The 18,442-nt window shown below is 62.9% G+C and carries 17 protein-coding genes; 13 read left to right on the top strand and 4 right to left on the bottom strand.

Going from position 1 to position 18,442, the window contains the following annotated elements:
* Window positions 1-9 precede the first annotated feature (9 nt).
* Complete coding sequence (locus LOY35_RS02650; protein ID WP_258630402.1) at window positions 10-825, bottom strand: rhodanese-like domain-containing protein; 816 nt, start codon at window positions 823-825, stop codon at window positions 10-12.
* A gap of 42 nt (window positions 826-867) precedes the next feature.
* Window positions 868-2,406 (bottom strand): HDOD domain-containing protein, encoded by a 1,539-nt coding sequence (locus LOY35_RS02655; RefSeq protein WP_258630404.1) that lies wholly within the window; start codon window positions 2,404-2,406, stop codon window positions 868-870.
* A 154-nt stretch (window positions 2,407-2,560) separates the two neighbouring features.
* Between LOY35_RS02655 and motA the strand changes: the two genes are divergently transcribed.
* Entirely contained in the window at window positions 2,561-3,412 is an 852-nt protein-coding gene (motA, locus tag LOY35_RS02660; protein ID WP_258630406.1) for a flagellar motor stator protein MotA, read from the top strand.
* Window positions 3,413-3,415: 3 nt separating this feature from the next.
* On the top strand, window positions 3,416-4,456 hold the full coding sequence (motB, locus tag LOY35_RS02665) for a flagellar motor protein MotB (RefSeq protein WP_258630408.1): 1,041 nt from the start codon (window positions 3,416-3,418) through the stop codon (window positions 4,454-4,456).
* 145 nt (window positions 4,457-4,601) lie between these two features.
* Here the strand turns inward: motB and rsgA are convergent, their stop codons facing one another.
* Window positions 4,602-5,633, bottom strand: a complete 1,032-nt coding sequence (gene rsgA, locus LOY35_RS02670; RefSeq protein WP_041020802.1) for a small ribosomal subunit biogenesis GTPase RsgA — start codon at window positions 5,631-5,633, stop codon at window positions 4,602-4,604.
* A gap of 110 nt (window positions 5,634-5,743) precedes the next feature.
* On the opposite strand from rsgA, the gene orn reads away from it, so the two are divergent.
* Window positions 5,744-6,286: an oligoribonuclease gene (gene orn, locus LOY35_RS02675; protein WP_024780809.1), complete on the top strand. Its 543-nt coding sequence runs from the start codon at window positions 5,744-5,746 to the stop codon at window positions 6,284-6,286.
* Between the two features lie 210 nt (window positions 6,287-6,496).
* The gene (locus LOY35_RS02680) at window positions 6,497-7,111 is read left to right on the top strand and encodes a trimeric intracellular cation channel family protein (RefSeq protein ID WP_258633451.1); all 615 of its coding nucleotides are present in this window, start codon (window positions 6,497-6,499) and stop codon (window positions 7,109-7,111) included.
* Here LOY35_RS02680 and queG read toward each other — a convergent pair.
* A complete protein-coding gene (gene queG / locus LOY35_RS02685) occupies window positions 7,093-8,172 on the bottom strand; it encodes a tRNA epoxyqueuosine(34) reductase QueG (RefSeq protein WP_258630410.1) in 1,080 nt (359 codons plus the stop codon). The two genes, LOY35_RS02680 and queG, sit on opposite strands and share 19 nt — an antisense overlap.
* A gap of 63 nt (window positions 8,173-8,235) precedes the next feature.
* Here queG and LOY35_RS02690 point away from each other — a divergent pair, with 63 nt between their 5' ends.
* The 9 genes from LOY35_RS02690 (at window position 8,236) to hflC (ending at window position 18,295) form a co-directional block, all read left to right on the top strand.
* Entirely contained in the window at window positions 8,236-9,735 is a 1,500-nt protein-coding gene (locus LOY35_RS02690; protein ID WP_258630411.1) for an NAD(P)H-hydrate dehydratase, read from the top strand.
* Window positions 9,723-10,190, top strand: a complete 468-nt coding sequence (tsaE, locus tag LOY35_RS02695; RefSeq protein ID WP_258630412.1) for a tRNA (adenosine(37)-N6)-threonylcarbamoyltransferase complex ATPase subunit type 1 TsaE — start codon at window positions 9,723-9,725, stop codon at window positions 10,188-10,190. Before LOY35_RS02690 ends, tsaE begins: the two co-directional genes overlap by 13 nt.
* Before the next feature lie 3 nt (window positions 10,191-10,193).
* A complete protein-coding gene (locus LOY35_RS02700; protein WP_309475896.1) occupies window positions 10,194-11,624 on the top strand; it encodes an N-acetylmuramoyl-L-alanine amidase in 1,431 nt (476 codons plus the stop codon).
* On the top strand, window positions 11,621-13,534 hold the full coding sequence (gene mutL, locus LOY35_RS02705) for a DNA mismatch repair endonuclease MutL (RefSeq protein ID WP_258630416.1): 1,914 nt from the start codon (window positions 11,621-11,623) through the stop codon (window positions 13,532-13,534). The genes LOY35_RS02700 and mutL overlap by 4 nt, the downstream gene beginning before the upstream one ends.
* Window positions 13,534-14,505: a tRNA (adenosine(37)-N6)-dimethylallyltransferase MiaA gene (gene miaA, locus LOY35_RS02710; protein WP_258630420.1), complete on the top strand. Its 972-nt coding sequence runs from the start codon at window positions 13,534-13,536 to the stop codon at window positions 14,503-14,505. The genes mutL and miaA overlap by 1 nt, the downstream gene beginning before the upstream one ends.
* A gap of 91 nt (window positions 14,506-14,596) precedes the next feature.
* The gene (gene hfq / locus LOY35_RS02715; RefSeq protein WP_003186419.1) at window positions 14,597-14,857 is read left to right on the top strand and encodes an RNA chaperone Hfq; all 261 of its coding nucleotides are present in this window, start codon (window positions 14,597-14,599) and stop codon (window positions 14,855-14,857) included.
* Between the two features lie 12 nt (window positions 14,858-14,869).
* Window positions 14,870-16,171, top strand: coding sequence for a ribosome rescue GTPase HflX (hflX, locus tag LOY35_RS02720; RefSeq protein ID WP_258630422.1), 1,302 nt, complete (start codon window positions 14,870-14,872; stop codon window positions 16,169-16,171).
* An 85-nt stretch (window positions 16,172-16,256) separates the two neighbouring features.
* The gene (gene hflK, locus LOY35_RS02725) at window positions 16,257-17,426 is read left to right on the top strand and encodes an FtsH protease activity modulator HflK (RefSeq protein ID WP_258630425.1); all 1,170 of its coding nucleotides are present in this window, start codon (window positions 16,257-16,259) and stop codon (window positions 17,424-17,426) included.
* Complete coding sequence (gene hflC / locus LOY35_RS02730) at window positions 17,426-18,295, top strand: protease modulator HflC (protein WP_258630426.1); 870 nt, start codon at window positions 17,426-17,428, stop codon at window positions 18,293-18,295. Before hflK ends, hflC begins: the two co-directional genes overlap by 1 nt.
* The last annotated feature ends 147 nt before the right edge of the window (window positions 18,296-18,442 follow it).

The raw sequence follows: 18,442 nt of genomic DNA on the forward strand, positions 1-18,442 counted from the left end.
TAGGAACCTTCAAAGCTCGATCGGGGTGTCGGGGTGGTTGCCCCATTCGCCCCAGGAACCGGCGTAGCCCTTGACTCGCGGGTAACCGAGCGCCTTGGCCACCAGATAGGTGAAGCCGGAACGGTGGTGGGTCTGGCAGTGGGTGATGATTTCTTTGTCGGGCGTGATGCCCAGTTGTTCGAGGATCTGCGGCATGTCCTGGCGGATACGCAGGCTGCGCGCCTTGTCCATGCCTGCGGTCCATTCGAAATTGACCGCACCGGGAATGTGACCGCCCCTGGCCGCCACGACTTTCTCGCCGGAATACTCCAGCGGGCCGCGCGCGTCCCAGATCGCCAGGTCGGCGGCACCGAGACGGCTTTGCAGGTATTCGCGGGTGGCGGTGGGTTCGTCGTGCAACGTCAGTTGCACTGGGGCGCCGACGGAGGCCGGTAGATCGGTGCTGACGGGCAGGCTTTCGTCCAGCCACGCCAGCAGGCCGCCGTCGAGATAGTGGTACTTCGAATGGCCGATCACGTCCAGCAGCCAGATAAAGCGTCCGGCCCAGCCGCCACCTTCGTCGTCATAGACCACGTAGACCGCATCCGGGTTGTGCCCGAGCTCGCCGAACAGTGTCTCGAGATCGGCTTTGGCCGGCAACAATCCCGGTGCTGGCGGCTGGCCCAATTGCGTACGCTTGGGATCGACGAAGCGTGCGCCGGGAATGTGCCCGGTGCTGTAGCGCGCGGCGCTGGTCAGGTCTACCAGAATCAGGTCGCGGGCATCGAGACGCGGGAGCAGATCGCTTGGCTCGATCACCAGCGGCAAGCCAGAGAAGTCAGGCATGTCAGGTCTCCAGGGGCGCAAAAGGAAGGGATTGTAGCAAGTTCAGCGACCGCGGTTGGTAAAGGTATGCAGGGCCCGTTCGATGCACTGCACGGTCCTGCCGAAGGCTTGCACCGTCACATCCGTGAAGGGCCCGCCGCCCTGGTCCACGGCCACCAGCATGATCACCCGGCCATCGCAGGTCAGGGAGCGCAACAGCATGTGCTCGCCCTTGAACTGGGCTCGCAGCCCCGGTGGCAACAATGCCGAGAACTGTGCATTGTTCTCCGGGTTCAGGCGAACCTGTGCCTGCTGCGCCAGCAACCGCTGCAACACCTTGCTCTGGCTGATGGAGAAACTCATGGCCGCCGCCTCGGGGGGCAGGCCGGCGATCTGGTGTACGCGCACGCTGGTCTGGCCGCGGTCGGCCATCAGGATCATCACCCGGCGCATGCCGCATGCCACCAGCGCATCCCGTGCCGAGGTGGTCAGGTGCATGGCGTTGCTGAACGGGCTCGGCTCCACCAGCAATGCCGCGCATCGTTTGCGCCACAGGGCCAGGTCTTCGGCGCTGGGTTGGGCGACAGAAGCCCTGGCGGCCTGGACGCGACGGCTGCCGGGAGGCCAGAGCAATGCCACGGCCGGGTGCCAGAGGTCCAGCATGGCGTGGTGGCGGGCGCTGTTGGCGGCCTGCTGGTGCAACTGTTGCTGAAGCTCATCCATGGGCATCTGCAGATACAGGCTGGTGAGGTATTGCCAGCGGATGTTGTGGGGACAGTCCCAGGCCTGATGCGCCGAAAGTGCCAGGCCATTTGCCAGCAGTACGGTGTTGGCCGGCTGGTTGAGCCAGCGTCGCAGGGTCGGGTCGTCGTCCAGACGATTCTGCTGGCGCAACGGATGTTCGCTGTCCCGGGCGATGCGCAGCACCTTCACCAGTTCACGGCGCTCGTTGAGCAGGAGGCGATAGCCTTGCCCCACCCAGATGGGCAAACGCCAGGCTTCCACCACCGCAAGACAGATTTCCAGCAGGCCGACGCCGAACAACTCGCGCTCCACCTTGCGGGCCGACTGACCTCTATGGATCACCCGCATCTCCCATTCCCCCAGCAACCGCGGGTGAGTCAGGGCAAGTGGCCAAAGCGGTGACAGGAACAACAGGCTGCCCCAGTGGATGTCCTGCCACAGCCGTGCCAGGCGGCTGGCAAAAAAGCCATTGGCCTGTTGTGTGGCGTGCTGGCTGATCAACTGCAACTGGCGCAGGGTGACGGGGATCTCCTGCTCCGGCAGCGAGGGCAGGCGGGCGAGCAACTCCTCGGTACGCTTGAGGCCGAGGCGGTTGATGGCCACTTCGAGGTTTTCCGCCGGCTCAGTGAGGCTGCCATGGGTATGATGGTTGGCTTCGCGGATGACGCTCAGGGCCAGGGCAGGACTGTCCTGCATGAGCTCGGCGATGTCGCGCAACGAGCGGCGGCTATCGGCAACGGCCTTGCAGACCAGGTCATGACTGGCCTGGGGCACCGGCAAATGCACGCCTTCGAGCAGTTTTACCCAGCCTTCGAGGGTGGTCGGTCGTGGGGTTGGAACCTTCGTTTCGTTAGCCATGGCTGGACGTGATCATCGCATGCTGCAACGTGGCAAATTGGCTTTTCGCCAGAACTGACTATAGTCTGGCGCAGTTTTGCCGATAAGGAGAAGAAGAGATTTTCCAGCTTCCGAATATGACCTTGAACCCGACTTAAATAAGTACTTTCAATCTATGGCTAAAATTATCGGCATCATTGTCGTGTTCGCGAGCGTGCTCGGCGGATACGTGCTCTCCCATGGCAAGATTGCCGCTCTGATCCAACCCTTCGAGGTGATGATCATCGGTGGTGCGGCCCTTGGCGCATTCCTGCAGGCCAACCCCGGCTACATGACGATGCACGTGCTCAAGAAGTCCTTGGGCATGTTCAGTTCGCGCTTCAGCCACACCTTCTATCTCGAGGTGCTGGGACTGATCTACGAGATCCTCAACAAGAGCCGCCGCGAAGGCATGATGGCGATCGAGGGCGATATCGAAGACGCCGCCGCCAGCCCGATCTTCGCCAAGTATCCGGCAGTGCTCAAGGACGCCCGCATGACGGCGTTCATCTGTGATTACCTGCGCATCATGTCGTCCGGCAACATGGCCCCCCATGAGCTCGAGGGCCTGTTCGACATGGAGCTGTACAGCCTCAAGGAAGACCTCGATCATCCGTCCCACGCCGTGACCGGCATTGCCGACGCCATGCCCGGCTTCGGTATCGTCGCGGCGGTACTGGGTATCGTGGTGACCATGGCTTCCCTGGGCGAGGGCGACCAGAAGTCCATCGGCCTGCACGTGGGCGCGGCTCTGGTCGGTACCTTCTTCGGTATCCTGGCCGCCTACGGCTTCTTCGGCCCGCTGGCCCATTCCCTGGCCCATGATGCCAAGGAAGAACTCAATACCTACGAGGCCATCAAGGCCTCCCTGGTGGCTTCGGCCTCGGGCATGCCGCCTTCGCTGGCCGTGGAGTTCGGCCGCAAGGTCCTGTACCCGGCGCACCGTCCAAGCTTCGCCGAGCTGGAACAAGCGGTTCGCGGTCGTTAAGCCATGGAGAACAATCAGCCGATCATCATCAAGCGCGTCAAGCGCATCGCCGGCGGGCATCACGGGGGCGCCTGGAAAATCGCCTTCGCCGACTTCGCGACGGCGATGATGGCGTTCTTCCTGGTGCTGTGGCTGCTGTCCACCGCGACCCCGGAACAGAAGATCGCCATCGCCGGTTACTTCAAGGACCCGGTCGGCTTCTCCGAAAGCGGCACGCCCTACATCATCGACCTGGGCGGCTCGCCGACCCTGGCCCCGGACACCACGCTCAACCCCGAGGTCAAGTCCCAGCCGCAGCCTGACAAGGTGACGGTGGATTCCGAACAGGTCGAGGGCATGGCCGAGCAGGTCGAACGCGAGCGCCTGGAATTGCTGTTGCAGGAGTTGCAGAACAAGGTCGACGAGAACCCGCAACTGCAGAAATTCAAGGACCAGATCCTGTTCGAGATCACACCGAACGGCTTGCGCATCCAGATCACGGATGCCGAGAACCGGCCGATGTTCGATTCCGGCAGCGCACGCCTGAAGCCTTATTTCGAGGACATCCTGCTGGCGATGGCCGACACCATCAAGGCGGTGCCGAACAAGATCAGCATCAGCGGCCATACCGACGCCAAGCCGTACATCGGCAAGGGTGACTACGGTAACTGGGAGCTCTCGGCCAACCGTGCCAACGCGGCACGTCGCGCCCTGGTGGCCGGCAGCTATCCGGATGAGCAGGTGGCGCGAGTGGTCGGGTATGCCTCTTCGGCGTTGTTCGATCGCAAGGATCCGTTCAACCCGGTCAACCGGCGTATCGATATCGTGGTGTTGACCAAGAAGGCCCAGAAGGCCATCGAAGGTTCGCAGACCGACGATCCGGCACCAGACCCGGCCCAGGGCGAGGGTGCCCCGGGCGAAGCGCCGGCGGCGACGCCTGATGCTGCGGCTGATCCGAACGCCTTGCCGACCGATCAGCAACCGGTGCCGGCCCATGAGCTGCGCGAGCGTCTGAACCTGTTCGACGACGCCGCGCCGAAACCGCCGGGAACGCCTGCGCAGTGATTGGGCTCGTGGGAGCAAAGCTTGCTCGCGATGCAGGCGACACGCTTCAACTGCAAGACCGAGTCAACGTTCACCGCGGGCAAGCCTTGCTCCCACAGGCGGGAGCAAGCTCCCTCGCCACAATTGCGCCCGGCTCACCTTCAAATCAATAACTGCTTTCCGGCAAGCTGGCGATGATCGAGCGATAGCTGTTCATCCGTTGCTGCTGGACGCGGCCGTCTTCCAGTGCCTTGAGCAAGGCGCAGCCGGGTTCGCGGTCGTGCTTGCAGTCACGGAAGCGGCAGGTGCCGATCAGGTCGTTGAACTCGATGAACCCGGCTTCCACATCGGCCCGGCTGACATGGCCCAGGCCGAACTCGCGGATGCCTGGCGAGTCGATCAGCTCACCGCCACCGGGGAAGTGGAACAACCGCGCGGTAGTGGTGGTGTGGGTGCCCTGGCCGGACAGCTCGGACAGTGGCCCGACCCGGGTTTCGACCTCCGGCAGCAGGCTGTTGACCAACGAAGACTTGCCGACACCGGATTGGCCGACGAACACGCTGATGCGCCCGTCCAATTGCCGTTGCAATTGTTCCATGCCGTTGCCGTGGTGGGCCGAGACTTCCAGCACCGGGTAACCCAGTTGCCGATAGACCGCCAGCAAGGCGTTCAGCGCCGGGGCGTTCTGTTCATCGATCAGGTCGAACTTGTTGAGCAGCAGCAACGGGCGGATACCGGCGTGTTCGGCCGCCACCAGATAGCGGTCGATCAGGTTGGCGTGGGGCTCGGGCAGCGGGGCGAACACGATGACGATCATGTCGACGTTGGCCGCCACCGGCTTGAGCTGGCCTCGGCTGTCCGGACGACACAGCTCGGTGTGGCGCGGCAGTTGTGCCACGATCACGCCGATACCCTGGTTGCCGGCACGCCAGACCACCTGGTCGCCGGTGACCAACGCCGGCAGGTTCGCCCGCAAGTGGCAACGGAATACCTGGCCGGCCAGTTCGCCTTCGCGGGCCTCGACCTCGACCTGCACACCGAAGTGCGCGATCACCAGGCCGGTCTGTTCGGGGCCGAGGTCGCCGCCTTCCAGGGCTTGCACCGCACTGGACTCGCGTTTGGCGGCGCGAGCGGCGCGCTCGCCCTGGATCTTTTCGATGCGCCAGTTCTGACGACGATTGAGTTGGCGTTTGGCCATGGGTGTTCCGTATGAAGAAATGCTGCGAATAGAGTAAAACGGCGGCGAGTTTAGCACGCCCGCAGGTCTGCCTAGGCTAAACTGCGCAGCTACTCCGAGGAGCCCTTCCTATGCAAAACCCGCAGAACCTGATCTGGATCGACCTGGAAATGACCGGTCTGAACCCCGACACCGACGTCATCATCGAAATGGCCACCATCGTCACCGACAGTGACCTCAACACCCTGGCCGAGGGCCCGGTGATCGCGATCCATCATAGCGACGAGATCCTGGCCGGCATGGACGAATGGAACACCCGCCAGCACGGCGGCTCGGGCCTGACCCAGCGGGTACGCGAGAGCAAGATCAGCATGGCCGAGGCCGAGGCCCAGACCATCGCCTTCCTCGAGCAGTGGGTGCCGAAGGGCAAATCACCGATCTGCGGCAACAGCATCTGCCAGGACCGGCGCTTCCTCTATACCCACATGAAATCCCTGGAAAGCTACTTCCACTATCGCAATCTGGACGTTTCCACCCTCAAGGAACTGGCTGCCCGCTGGGCGCCTGAAGTGCGTGACAGCTTCCAGAAGGGCGGCAGCCACCTGGCCCTGGACGACATCCGCGAGTCCATTGCCGAACTGCAGCATTACCGCAAGCATTTCATCAAGTTCTGATTGTGCTGTGGCGTGGGACCCGTGGGAGCAAGGCTTGCCCGCGATGAACGATGACACGGTCCTGCAGTGAAGGGTGTTGTCTGCATCGCGAGCAAGCTTTGCTCCCACAGATCCCCTCGCCACAAGTCTGTGTTTGGCAGCGCCAACGGTTGCCCTCTTTTGGTGCTGGCCCGAACTGGCTAGACTGCGCGCCTTCCTGTAAGGACCGCCATCATGTTGTTGATGCTCTATCTGATCGCCATCACCGCCGAAGCCATGACCGGCGCCCTGTCCGCCGGGCGGCGGGGCATGGACTGGTTCGGCGTGGTGCTGATCGCCTGCGTCACGGCGCTGGGTGGCGGCTCGGTGCGCGACGTATTGCTCGGGCATTACCCGCTCACCTGGGTCAAGCACCCGGAATACCTGGTGCTGACCACGGCAGCGGCCATGCTGACGGTGTTCCTGGCGCGCTGGATGCGTCATCTGCGCTCGATGTTCCTGGTACTCGACGCCGTGGGCCTGGTGGCATTCACGCTGATCGGCTGCATGACGGCCCTGGAAATGGGGCATGGCATGTTGGTGGCGTCGGTCAGTGGTGTCATTACCGGCGTGTTCGGCGGGATCCTGCGCGACATCTTCTGTAACGATATTCCGCTGATCTTCCGGCGCGAGCTGTATGCAAGTGTCTCGTTTGCCGCCGCATGGTGTTATCTGCTGTGTGTCTACCTGACCTTGCCCAGTGAACAGGCCGTGCTCATCACCTTGTTCGGCGGTTTCCTGCTGCGGCTCCTGGCGATCCGCTTCCACTGGGAAATGCCGAAGTTCGTCTACAACGACGAAGTCTGACGCTGCGCGTGCTGGCGTAGCGCCCATTCCACATGCTCACGCACCAGCTCCGAGGGATGATCGCGGCGTGCCTCCAGTGCCTGAAGCACTGGAATCGTTGACGGTGCATTGCCCAGGCCTACCGCCAGGTTGCGCAGCCAGCGCTCATAGCCGGCACGGCGCAACGGCGAGCCTTCGGTGCTCTTGAGGAAGGTTTCCTCGTTCCACAGGAACAGCTCGGCCAGCCCGGCATTGTCCAGGTTGTGGCGTGGCTTGAAGTCATTTTCTCCGGACGGCCGGGCGAAACGGTTCCACGGACAAACGATCTGACAGTCATCACAGCCGAACACCCGGTTGCCGATCAAGGGGCGCAACTCTTCAGGAATGGCGCTTTTCAGCTCGATGGTCAGGTAGGAAATGCAGCGGCGGGCGTCCAGTACGTAGGGGCCGATGAAAGCCTTGGTCGGACAGATGTCCAGGCACGCCGTGCATTTGCCACAGTGTTCGCTGGCATGGGGCGGATCCACCGGCAGCGGCAGGTCGACGAACAGTTCGCTCAGGAAAAAATAACTCCCGGCCTTGCGGTTCAGTACCAGCGTGTTCTTGCCGATCCAGCCGAGGCCGGCCTGTTCGGCGATGGCTTTTTCCAGGACCGGTGCGCTGTCGACGAAGGCGCGGTAGCCGAAGGGGCCGATGACCGCCTGGATTTTTTCTGCCAGTTGTTGCACGCGTTTACGGATCAATTTGTGGTAATCGCGGCCCAACGCATAACGCGAGACGTAGGCTTTTTCCGGTTGGCCGAGCATTTGTGCCATGTGTGTGTCGCCTGGCAGGTAGTCCATGCGCAGGGACACCACCCGCAGTGTGCCCGGCACCAGTTCCTCGGGGTGCGAGCGCTTGCTGCCGTGGGCACCCATGTAGTCCATTTCGCCGTGGTAGCCCGCATCGAGCCAGCGCTGCAGGTGTTGCTCATGCTCGCCAAGGTCCAGTCCGCTGATGCCGACTTGCTGGAAGCCCAGCTCGCGGCCCCAGTCCTTGATGGATTGGGCGAGGGCGGGGAGATCGGTGGGAATGGCAGGCATGAGGCGAGAGAAACCGGAGCTGAGATGCGTATAATTCTGCCAGACATCGGAGCCTGAAGACGCATGCCGCACACTAAAGATGATTTTCCCGACGCACTGTACAGTGCCGCACAGGTCCGGGCCCTTGATGCACAGCTGATTGCGGCAGGCACCACCGGCTTCGAATTGATGCAACGAGCGGCTCGCGCCACCTGGCGGGCTATCGTCCGACGCTGGCCTGATGCCAGTGAACTGACCGTGCTCGCCGGCCATGGCAACAACGCCGGCGACGGTTATCTGGTGGCCACCCTGGCCCGGCGTGCCGGTTGGTCGGTGCGGGTCCTGACGGTGGGCGAGCCCCGCCGTCTGCTCGGTGACGCCGCCAACGCCCATGCCGAGGCCGTCGCGGTTGGTGTACCGGTAGAACCCTGGGCGGACGAGTCGGAATTGCGCGGTGTGCTGCTGGACGCATTGCTCGGTACCGGCTTGAGCGGCGAGGTGCGTGAGCCCTATGTCCGGGCCATCGACACGATCAACGTCAGTGGTCTTCCGGTCGCCGCGGTGGATATCCCCTCCGGGCTGTGTGCCGATACCGGTCGGGTGTTGGGCACGGCGGTGAACGCCGATCTGACCGTGACCTTCATTGGCCTGAAGCTGGGCCTGTTCACCGGCGATGCTGCGGACCGGGTCGGTGAGCTGGTCTTCAACGACCTCCACGCCGATCCTGACATCGTTGAAGCGGCACCGGTCAGCGCCCGATTGCTCTCACCCCATAATCTGCCGCGCCTGGCGCCTCGCGCGCCTACTTCCCATAAAGGCTCGTTCGGGCATGTCCTGTTGATCGGCGGCGACCGTGGATTTGGCGGCGCCATCCAGATGAGCGCCGAAAGCGCCCTGCGTTGCGGCGCGGGCATGGTCTCCATGGCAACCCGCGGCGAACATGTCGGCGCTGCGCTGACCCGTTTGCCGGAGGTCATGGTGCAAGGCACTCATTCGGCGAACCAACTGATGGGTTTGCTCAAACAGGCGGGTGTGCTGGTGGTCGGGCCCGGGCTGGGCCAGGCTGCGTGGGGCCGCAGTCTGTTGTCGGCAGCGGCCAATGCGCCGTTGCCACAGGTGTGGGACGCCGATGCACTGAACCTGCTGAGTGTCGGTGCGGTCAGCCTGCCGGAAGGCTGTGTGATCACCCCGCATCCGGGCGAAGCTGCGCGGCTCCTGGAGATCTCCACGGCCCAGGTGCAGGCCGATCGTCCGGCCGCTGTCCAGGCATTGAGCAAAAAATATACAGCCACGGTGATTCTCAAGGGCGCCGGCAGTCTGATTGCCAGCCCGGACGGTCGCCTGGCCATTTGCAGCCAGGGCCATCCAGCCATGGCTACCGCTGGCCTGGGGGACGTGCTGGCCGGAGTGGTCGGCGCCTTGCTCGCCCAGGGGCTGGCGGGCTTCGAGGCGGCGTGCCTGGCGGTGTGGCTGCACGCCAACGCCGGTGCGCAAGCCGGTCGGTCGGGCCGTGGACTGGCGGCGACCGATCTGATTCCGGCCATTCGTCAGTTGTTGGAGGAGCAATCACCTTGTCTGAAGTAACCCTGTACATGGCTGATGAACACGCCATGACGGCATTCGGTGCCCGCATCGCGCGTATCACGGCGGGCCACGGCCTGGTTTTCCTCGTCGGCGACCTTGGTGCGGGGAAGACCACCTTGTCCCGGGGCATCATTCGCGGCCTCGGACACGTTGGCGCGGTAAAAAGCCCCACGTTCACATTGGTCGAACCCTACGAGATCGGCGACATTCGTGCCTTCCATTTTGACCTGTACCGATTGGTAGACCCCGAGGAACTGGAATTCCTCGGCATTCGCGATTATTTCGAGGAAGACGCCTTGTGCCTGATCGAATGGCCCGACAAGGGTGCAGGCTTTTTGCCAAAGCCTGACCTGACCATTACCATTGGCGCGCAGAACGGCGGGCGTTCGCTGAAACTGACGCCGCAAGGCTCGCGAGGCGAGTCGTGGTGTGCCGCATTGGCACTGGAAAACTAATTGATGATGGGGTTTGGTATGCGCTTTCGCGCGGTGGTTGCTGTCGTAGGACTGTTGCTTACGGCACTGGCCGTCGATGCTGTGGCCGAGACAAAGGTCAGCAGTGTTCGCCTCTGGCGGGCGCCCGATAACACTCGACTGGTGTTCGACCTGACGGGCCCGGTGCAGCACAGCGTGTTCACCCTGACGGCCCCGGATCGCCTGGTGATCGACATCAATGGTGCGTCCCTTGGCGCGCCGTTGAACGTGGCGACCGCCAACACGCCGATTACCGCGATACGTTCGGCCCAGCGTACGCCAACCGATCTGCGGGTAGTGGTTGACCTGAAAAAAACCGTGACCCCGAAAAGCTTTACCCTGGCACCCAATGCCCAGTACGGCAACCGGCTGGTGGTGGACCTGTTCGACAACCCGGCCGATGCCGCGCCGCCTCCACCGGCGCCGACCAAAATCGCCACGGTGCCGGCGGTGCCGGTCACGCCGACCGAGCCTGCGATGAAGCTGCCACCGACCCCGGCCGGCAAGCGCGACATCATTGTGGTGATCGACGCCGGTCACGGCGGCGAAGACCCGGGTGCCTCCGGCTCGCGCGGCCAGCATGAAAAAGACGTGGTGCTGTCCATCGCCCGCGAGCTGCAGCGCCAGGTCAACGGCATGAAGGGCTTCCGTGCCGAACTGACCCGTACCGGCGACTACTTCATTCCGTTGCGTGGCCGTACGGAGATCGCCCGCAAGAAGGGTGCCGACCTGTTCGTTTCCATTCACGCCGACGCAGCCCCTTCGGCGGCGGCCTTCGGCGCCTCGGTGTTTGCCCTGTCCGACCGTGGCGCCACGTCCGAGACCGCCCGTTGGCTGGCCGACAGCGAAAACCGTTCCGACCTGATCGGCGGTGCCGGCAATGTCAGCCTCGACGACAAGGACCGCATGCTGGCCGGGGTGTTGCTCGACTTGTCGATGACCGCCTCGCTGACCTCCAGCCTGAACGTCGGCCAGAAGGTTTTGAGCAACATTGGTCGCGTCACGCCCCTGCACAAGCGGCGCGTCGAACAGGCCGGGTTCATGGTGCTCAAGTCCCCGGACATCCCATCGATCCTGGTGGAGACCGGCTTCATCTCCAACTCCAACGAAGCCTCCAAGCTGTCGTCGTCCAGCCACCAGCAGGCGCTGGCCCGCTCCATCAGCAGCGGCGTGCGCCAGTTCTTCCAGCAGAACCCGCCGCCGGGCACCTACATTGCCTGGCTGCGCGATTCCGGCAAGATCGCCCAGGGGCCTCGCGACCATCGGGTCAGCGCCGGTGAAACTCTGGCGATGATCGCCGTGCGCTACCAGGTGTCGCCCGCGACCTTGCGCAGCGTCAACAACCTCAAGAGTGATGAGCTGAAGATTGGTCAGACCCTGACCATTCCCGGCAACGAAGTGGCGTCCAAGCAATGAGCGATGAAGTGATCGGCAGCAACGCGCGCATCGAACTGCTCAGCCCAAGGCTGGCGAACCAGATCGCCGCCGGTGAGGTGGTGGAGCGCCCGGCGTCGGTCATCAAGGAGTTGCTGGAGAACAGCCTCGACTCCGGGGCCAAGCGCATCGATGTGGATGTCGAGCAGGGTGGCGTCAAGTTGTTGCGGGTGCGCGATGACGGTGGCGGTATTTCTTCCGACGACCTGCCGCTGGCCCTGGCGCGTCACGCCACCAGCAAGATCCGCGACCTGGAAGATCTTGAGCGGGTCATGAGCCTGGGGTTTCGTGGCGAAGCGCTGGCCTCCATCAGTTCGGTGTCGCGCCTGACGCTGACCTCCCGCACCCGGGATGCCGAGCAGGCCTGGCAGGTCGAGACCGAAGGCCGGGAAATGGCGTCCCGCGTCCAGCCCGCGGCCCATCCGGTGGGCACTTCGGTGGAAGTGCGCGACCTGTTCTTCAATACCCCGGCCCGCCGCAAGTTCCTCAAGGCCGAGAAGACCGAGTTCGATCATCTGCAGGAAGTCATCAAGCGCCTGGCCCTGGCGCGTTTTGACGTAGCGTTCCACCTGCGCCATAACGGCAAGACCATCCTCAGCCTGCACGAGGCCCGTGACGACGCGGCCCGTGCTCGCCGTGTGGGCGCGGTGTGCGGCGCAGGCTTTCTGGAGCAGGCGTTGCCCATCGAGGTGGAGCGCAATGGCCTGCATCTGTGGGGTTGGGTCGGGTTGCCGACCTTTTCCCGCAGCCAGGCGGACTTGCAATATTTCTATGTGAATGGCCGGGCGGTGCGCGACAAACTGGTGGCCCATGCGGTGCGCCAGGCATATCGCGACGTGTTGTTCAACGGCCGGCATCCGACCTTCGTGCTGTTTTTCGAAGTCGACCCGGCGGTGGTGGACGTCAACGTGCACCCGACCAAACATGAAGTGCGCTTCCGGGATGGGCGCATGGTGCACGATTTCCTCTATGGCACTTTGCACCGCGCCCTGGGCGACGTGCGTCCGGAAGACCAGCTCGCGGCGCCCGCCGCGGTGGCGGGCATGGTTCGCGCTACAGGGCTGGACGCCGGCGAGTTCGGGCCCCAGGCTGAGATGAGTCTGGCGGCCAATGCCTTGCTCGAACAGCCACAGGCCCAGCCGACCTACAGCAATGCTGGCAACGGTGCTGGCAGCGGCTATCAGTACCAATACACGCCGCGCCCGCAATCGAATGTGCCGGCGGCCGAAGCCCAGGCGGCCTATCGCGAGTTCTTCAAGCCTTTGCCGGAAGCCGGGGCAGCGGCATTGCCCGACGGCCAGGGCGATATCCCGCCGTTGGGCTATGCCCTGGCGCAGCTCAAGGGCATCTATATCCTTTCGGAAAATGCCCAGGGCCTGGTGCTGGTGGATATGCACGCGGCCCACGAACGGATCATGTACGAGCGCCTGAAGATCGCCATGGCCAGCGAAGGCCTGAGCGGCCAGCCGTTGCTGGTGCCTGAATCCCTGGCGGTCAGCCAGCGTGAAGCCGATTGCGCCGAAGAACACGTGAGCTGGTTCCAGCGCCTGGGCTTCGAACTGCAACGCCTGGGCCCGGAAACCCTGGCGATCCGGCAGATCCCGGCCTTGCTCAAGCAGGCCGAGGCCAATCGGCTGGTCAGTGACGTGCTGGCGGACCTGATGGAGTACGGCACCAGCGACCGCATCCAGGCACACCTGAACGAATTGCTCGGCACCATGGCCTGCCACGGCGCGATCCGTGCCAACCGGCGACTGGCCCTGCCGGAAATGAACGGCTTGCTGCGGGACATGGAAAACACCGAGCGCAGTGGCCAATGCAACCACGGCCGGCCGACCTGGACCCAACTGGGCCTGGACGACCTGGACAAACTGTTCCTGCGTGGTCGTTGATGAGCCAACTGCCCCCCGCGATTTTCCTGATGGGCCCGACGGCCGCCGGCAAGACCGACCTGGCCATCGAGCTGACCAAGGTCCTGCCCTGCGAGCTGATCAGCGTCGATTCGGCGCTGGTCTACCGGGGCATGGACATCGGCACCGCCAAACCTTCAAAAGAGCTGCTGGCGGAATTCCCCCATCGGCTGATCGACATCCTGGACCCGGCCGAAGCCTATTCGGCCGCGGATTTCCGCCGTGATGCCCTCCAGGCCATGGCCGACATCACTGCGCGGGGCAATATCCCGCTGCTGGTGGGCGGGACGATGCTGTATTACAAGGCCTTGATCGATGGGCTGGCCGACATGCCGGCGGCCGACCCCGAAGTGCGCGCGCAAATCGAAGAAGAGGCCGCGCGCCTTGGCTGGCAGGCCCTGCACGAGCAATTGGCGGTCATCGACCCGGAATCGGCGGCGCGTATTCACCCCAACGATCCACAGCGCCTGAGTCGGGCCCTGGAGGTTTACCGGGTCAGTGGCCAGAGCATGACGGCCCTGCGCCAGCGACAATCTGCGCAAAGTACTGAAGCAGCCGCTTCGGGACTGCAACAATTACCCTATACTGTCGCGAATCTGGCCATCGCCCCGGCGAACCGGCAAGTACTGCATCGTCGAATTGAACAAAGATTCACATTAATGTTGGAACAGGGATTCATCGACGAGGTCGTAGCCCTGCGTGAGCGAAGTGACCTGCATGCCGGGTTGCCGTCTATACGTGCGGTGGGTTATCGACAAGTCTGGGATTACCTGGACGGCAAGCTGACGTCAGCCGAGATGCAGGAGCGTGGGATCATAGCCACGCGCCAGTTGGCGAAGCGCCAGTTCACCTGGTTGCGCAGCTGGACTGACCTGCATTGGCTCGACAGCCTTGATTGCGACAATCTGCCACGCGCCTTGAAATACCTGGGGACCGTCTCCATATTGAGCTGAGTCCTTGCAATTGCCGTCTATCCTTGGGGGTGTGACGGCCGAAGCCATCTGATTCCGATTTTTATTATTGATCCTTAAAGGAGTGCGGCACATGTCAAAAGGGCATTCGCTACAAGACCCTTACTTGAACACTTTACGTAAAGAGAAAGTCGGGGTGTCCATCTATCTGGTCAACGGGATCAAACTGCAAGGCACGATCGAGTCTTTCGACCAGTTCGTCATCCTTCTGAAAAACACCGTCAGCCAGATGGTCTACAAACACGCTATCTCGACAGTCGTGCCGGTTCGTCCAATTCGTCTGCCAAGCGCAACCGAATCCGAAGGCGGTGACGCTGAACCGGGTAACGCCTGATAGGAGTCTCCTTTGTTCTTTGAGCGCCACGGTGGTGGTGAACGGGCCATTCTCGTTCACCTGGATGGACAGGACCCTGAGGCGCGCGAAGACCCGCAGGAGTTTCAGGAGTTGGCACTTTCGGCCGGCGCCGAGACCGTCGCGTTTTTCAACGTGCCGCGTCATCGGCCAACCGCCAAATTCCTGATCGGCAGTGGCAAGGTCGAGGAGTTGCGCGACCTGGTCAAGACCGAAGAAGCCGATCTGGTGATCTTCAATCACATCCTCACGCCCAGTCAGGAACGTAACCTCGAACGCGTATTCGAGTGTCGCGTGATCGACCGTACGGGCCTGATTCTCGATATCTTCGCCCAGCGCGCCCGTACCCATGAAGGCAAGCTCCAGGTCGAACTGGCCCAGCTCGAGCACATGAGCACGCGGCTCGTTCGCGGCTGGACGCACCTTGAGCGGCAGAAAGGTGGTATCGGCCTGCGTGGTCCGGGTGAAACCCAGCTGGAAACCGACCGGCGCCTGTTGCGGATTCGCCTGCGCCAGATCAAGGGGCGCCTGGAGAAGGTCCGCAGCCAGCGCGAGCAGTCGCGGCGCGGCCGCAAGCGCGCGGACATCCCGACGGTCTCCCTGGTGGGCTATACCAACGCCGGCAAGTCGACGCTGTTCAATAACGTGACGCAGTCGGACGTCTACGCCGCCGACCAGTTGTTCGCCACGCTCGACCCGACCTTGCGCCGGCTCGACCTGGACGACCTCGGGCCGATCGTGCTGGCCGACACCGTGGGTTTCATCCGCCACCTGCCGCATAAACTGGTCGAGGCTTTCCGGGCTACGCTCGAAGAGTCGAGCAACTCCGACCTGCTGCTGCATGTGATCGATGCCGCCGAGCCGGACCGGATGCTGCAGATCGAGCAGGTCATGGTGGTGCTCGGCGAGATCGGAGCCCAGGACTTGCCGATCCTGGAGGTATACAACAAACTCGATTTGCTCGAAGGCGTGGAGCCGCAGATCCAGCGCGATGCCGATGGCAAGCCGCAGCGGGTCTGGTTGTCGGCCCGGGACGGTACCGGTCTCGAACTGCTCGAGCAGGCCGTGGCGGAGCTGTTGGGCAGCGACCTGTTTGTCGGCACGCTGAAGCTGCCGCAACGGTTCGCCCGCCTGCGTGCCCAATTCTTCGAGCTGGGTGCGGTGCAAAAAGAAGAACATGACGAGGAAGGCACTTGCCTGCTGGCGGTTCGCCTGCCGCGGACGGAGCTGAATCGGCTGGTCAGTCGAGAAGGGCTGAAACCGATGGAATTCATCGAGCAACACACTTTGCAATAAAAGCCTGAGAAAGCTGTGTCAGGCATTCTGTAGCATTGGCCGGCGCGCCGTGGGTGCGTCTTTGCTTTATCAGATGGAGAGCGCTATGGCTTGGAATGAGCCGGGTGGCAACTCGAATAACCAGGATCCCTGGGGCGGCAAGCGTCGTAACAACGGCGACCGCAAGGGGCCACCGGATCTCGACGAGGCCTTCCGCAAGCTGCAGGAAAGCCTGAACGGTTTGTTCGGTGGTGGTAAGAAACGCGGTGATGACGGCAGTGGTCGTCCAGGCAAGAGCGGCGGTTTCGGCCTGCTCGGCATTGGCCTGGTCGTGCTCGCGGCTATCTGGCTGTACAGCGCGGTGTATGTCGTGGACGAGCAGGAACAGGCCGTGGTGCTGCGCTTTGGCAAGTACTACGAAACCGTCGGCCCGGGCCTGAACATCTATTTCCCGCCGATCGACCGGAAGTTCATGGAAAACGTCACGCGTGAGCGTGCCTACACCAAGCAGGGCCAGATGCTCACGGAAGACGAAAACATCGTCGAAGTGCCACTGACCGTGCAGTACAAGATCACCAACCTGCAGGACTTCGTACTGAACGTCGACCAGCCGGAAGTCAGCCTGCAGCATGCCACCGAGAGTGCGTTGCGCCATGTGGTGGGTTCCACCGCCATGGACCAGGTGCTGACCGAGGGCCGTGAGCTGATGGCCAGCGAAATCAAGGAGCGCCTGCAGCGGTTCCTCGATACCTATCGCACCGGTATCACCGTCACCCAGGTCAACGTGCAGAGCGCCGCGGCGCCGCGTGAAGTCCAGGAAGCCTTCGACGACGTGATCCGTGCCCGTGAAGACGAGCAGCGTTCGCGCAACCAGGCCGAGACCTATGCCAATGGCGTCGTGCCGGAAGCCCGTGGCCAGGCCCAGCGCATCATCGAGGATGCCAACGGTTACCGTGACGAAGTGGTCTCCCGTGCCAAGGGTGAGGCCGACCGCTTCACCAAACTGGTAGTCGAGTACCGCAAGGCCCCTGAGGTGACCCGTGAGCGTCTATATCTGGACACCATGCAGGAAGTCTTCAGCAACACCAGCAAGGTCCTCGTGACCGGCAACAAGAACGGCCAGAGCAACCTGCTGTACCTGCCACTGGACAAGATGGTCGAGAGCGGTCGCAACACCAGCACGCCGCCGGCCAGCACGGCATCCTCCAGCAATGAAGCGAATGCTCGCGCCGCGGTGGAACAGCAACAGCAAGCACGTACCAGGGAGAGTCGCTGATGAGCAATAAATCGCTGATCGCCCTTATTGTTGGCGTCGTCGTGGCGATCGCTGCCTGGAACTGCTTCTACATCGTGTCCCAGACCGAGCGCGCAGTTCTGCTGCAATTCGGTCGCGTGGTCGAGACGGATGTCCAGCCCGGGCTGCATGTGAAAGTGCCGTACGTCAACAAGGTGCGCAAGTTCGACGCTCGCCTGATGACGCTGGATGCACCGACGCAACGCTTCCTGACGCTGGAAAAGAAAGCGGTCATGGTCGATGCCTATGCCAAGTGGCGCGTGAAGGATGCCGAGCGCTTCTACACGGCCACCTCGGGTCTCAAGCAGATCGCTGACGAACGTCTGTCCCGCCGCCTGGAGTCGGGTTTGCGCGACCAGTTCGGCAAGCGCACCCTGCATGAAGTGGTGTCCGGTGAGCGTGATGCGCTCATGGCCGACATTACCCGTTCGCTGAACGCCATGGCGGAAAAGGAACTGGGTATTGAAGTGGTCGATGTCCGGGTCAAGGCCATCGATCTGCCGAAGGAAGTGAACCGCAGCGTCTTCGAGCGGATGAGCACCGAGCGCGAACGTGAAGCCCGCGAGCATCGTGCGAAGGGTAACGAGCTGGCCGAAGGCATCCGTGCCGACGCTGATCGTCAACGTCGCGTGCTGCTGGCCGAAGCCTATCGTGAATCGGAAGAAGTTCGCGGTGATGGCGACGCCCAGGCCGCGGCGATCTATGCCAAGGCCTTCGGCCAGGACCAGGAGTTCTACGCGTTCTACCGTAGCCTGCACGCCTACCGTGAAAGCTTCGCGCACAAATCCGACGTATTGGTCCTGGACCCGAGCAGCGACTTTTTCCGCTACCTGGAAAAGGCCAAGCCTTGATGCAACGTTGACCTGAGACACTCCGCCCGGCGGCTAAAACGTCTGGCGGGGTGATCCTTTGGAAAAACGGGTGTATGATGCGGCAGCCGGGAAATTCCCGGCTTTTTTGCGTCTGCACGTTCGATTGCGGTTTTGGTTGCAGGCGTC

Source organism: Pseudomonas sp. B21-028, assembly GCF_024749045.1.
GTDB lineage: Bacteria > Pseudomonadota > Gammaproteobacteria > Pseudomonadales > Pseudomonadaceae > Aquipseudomonas.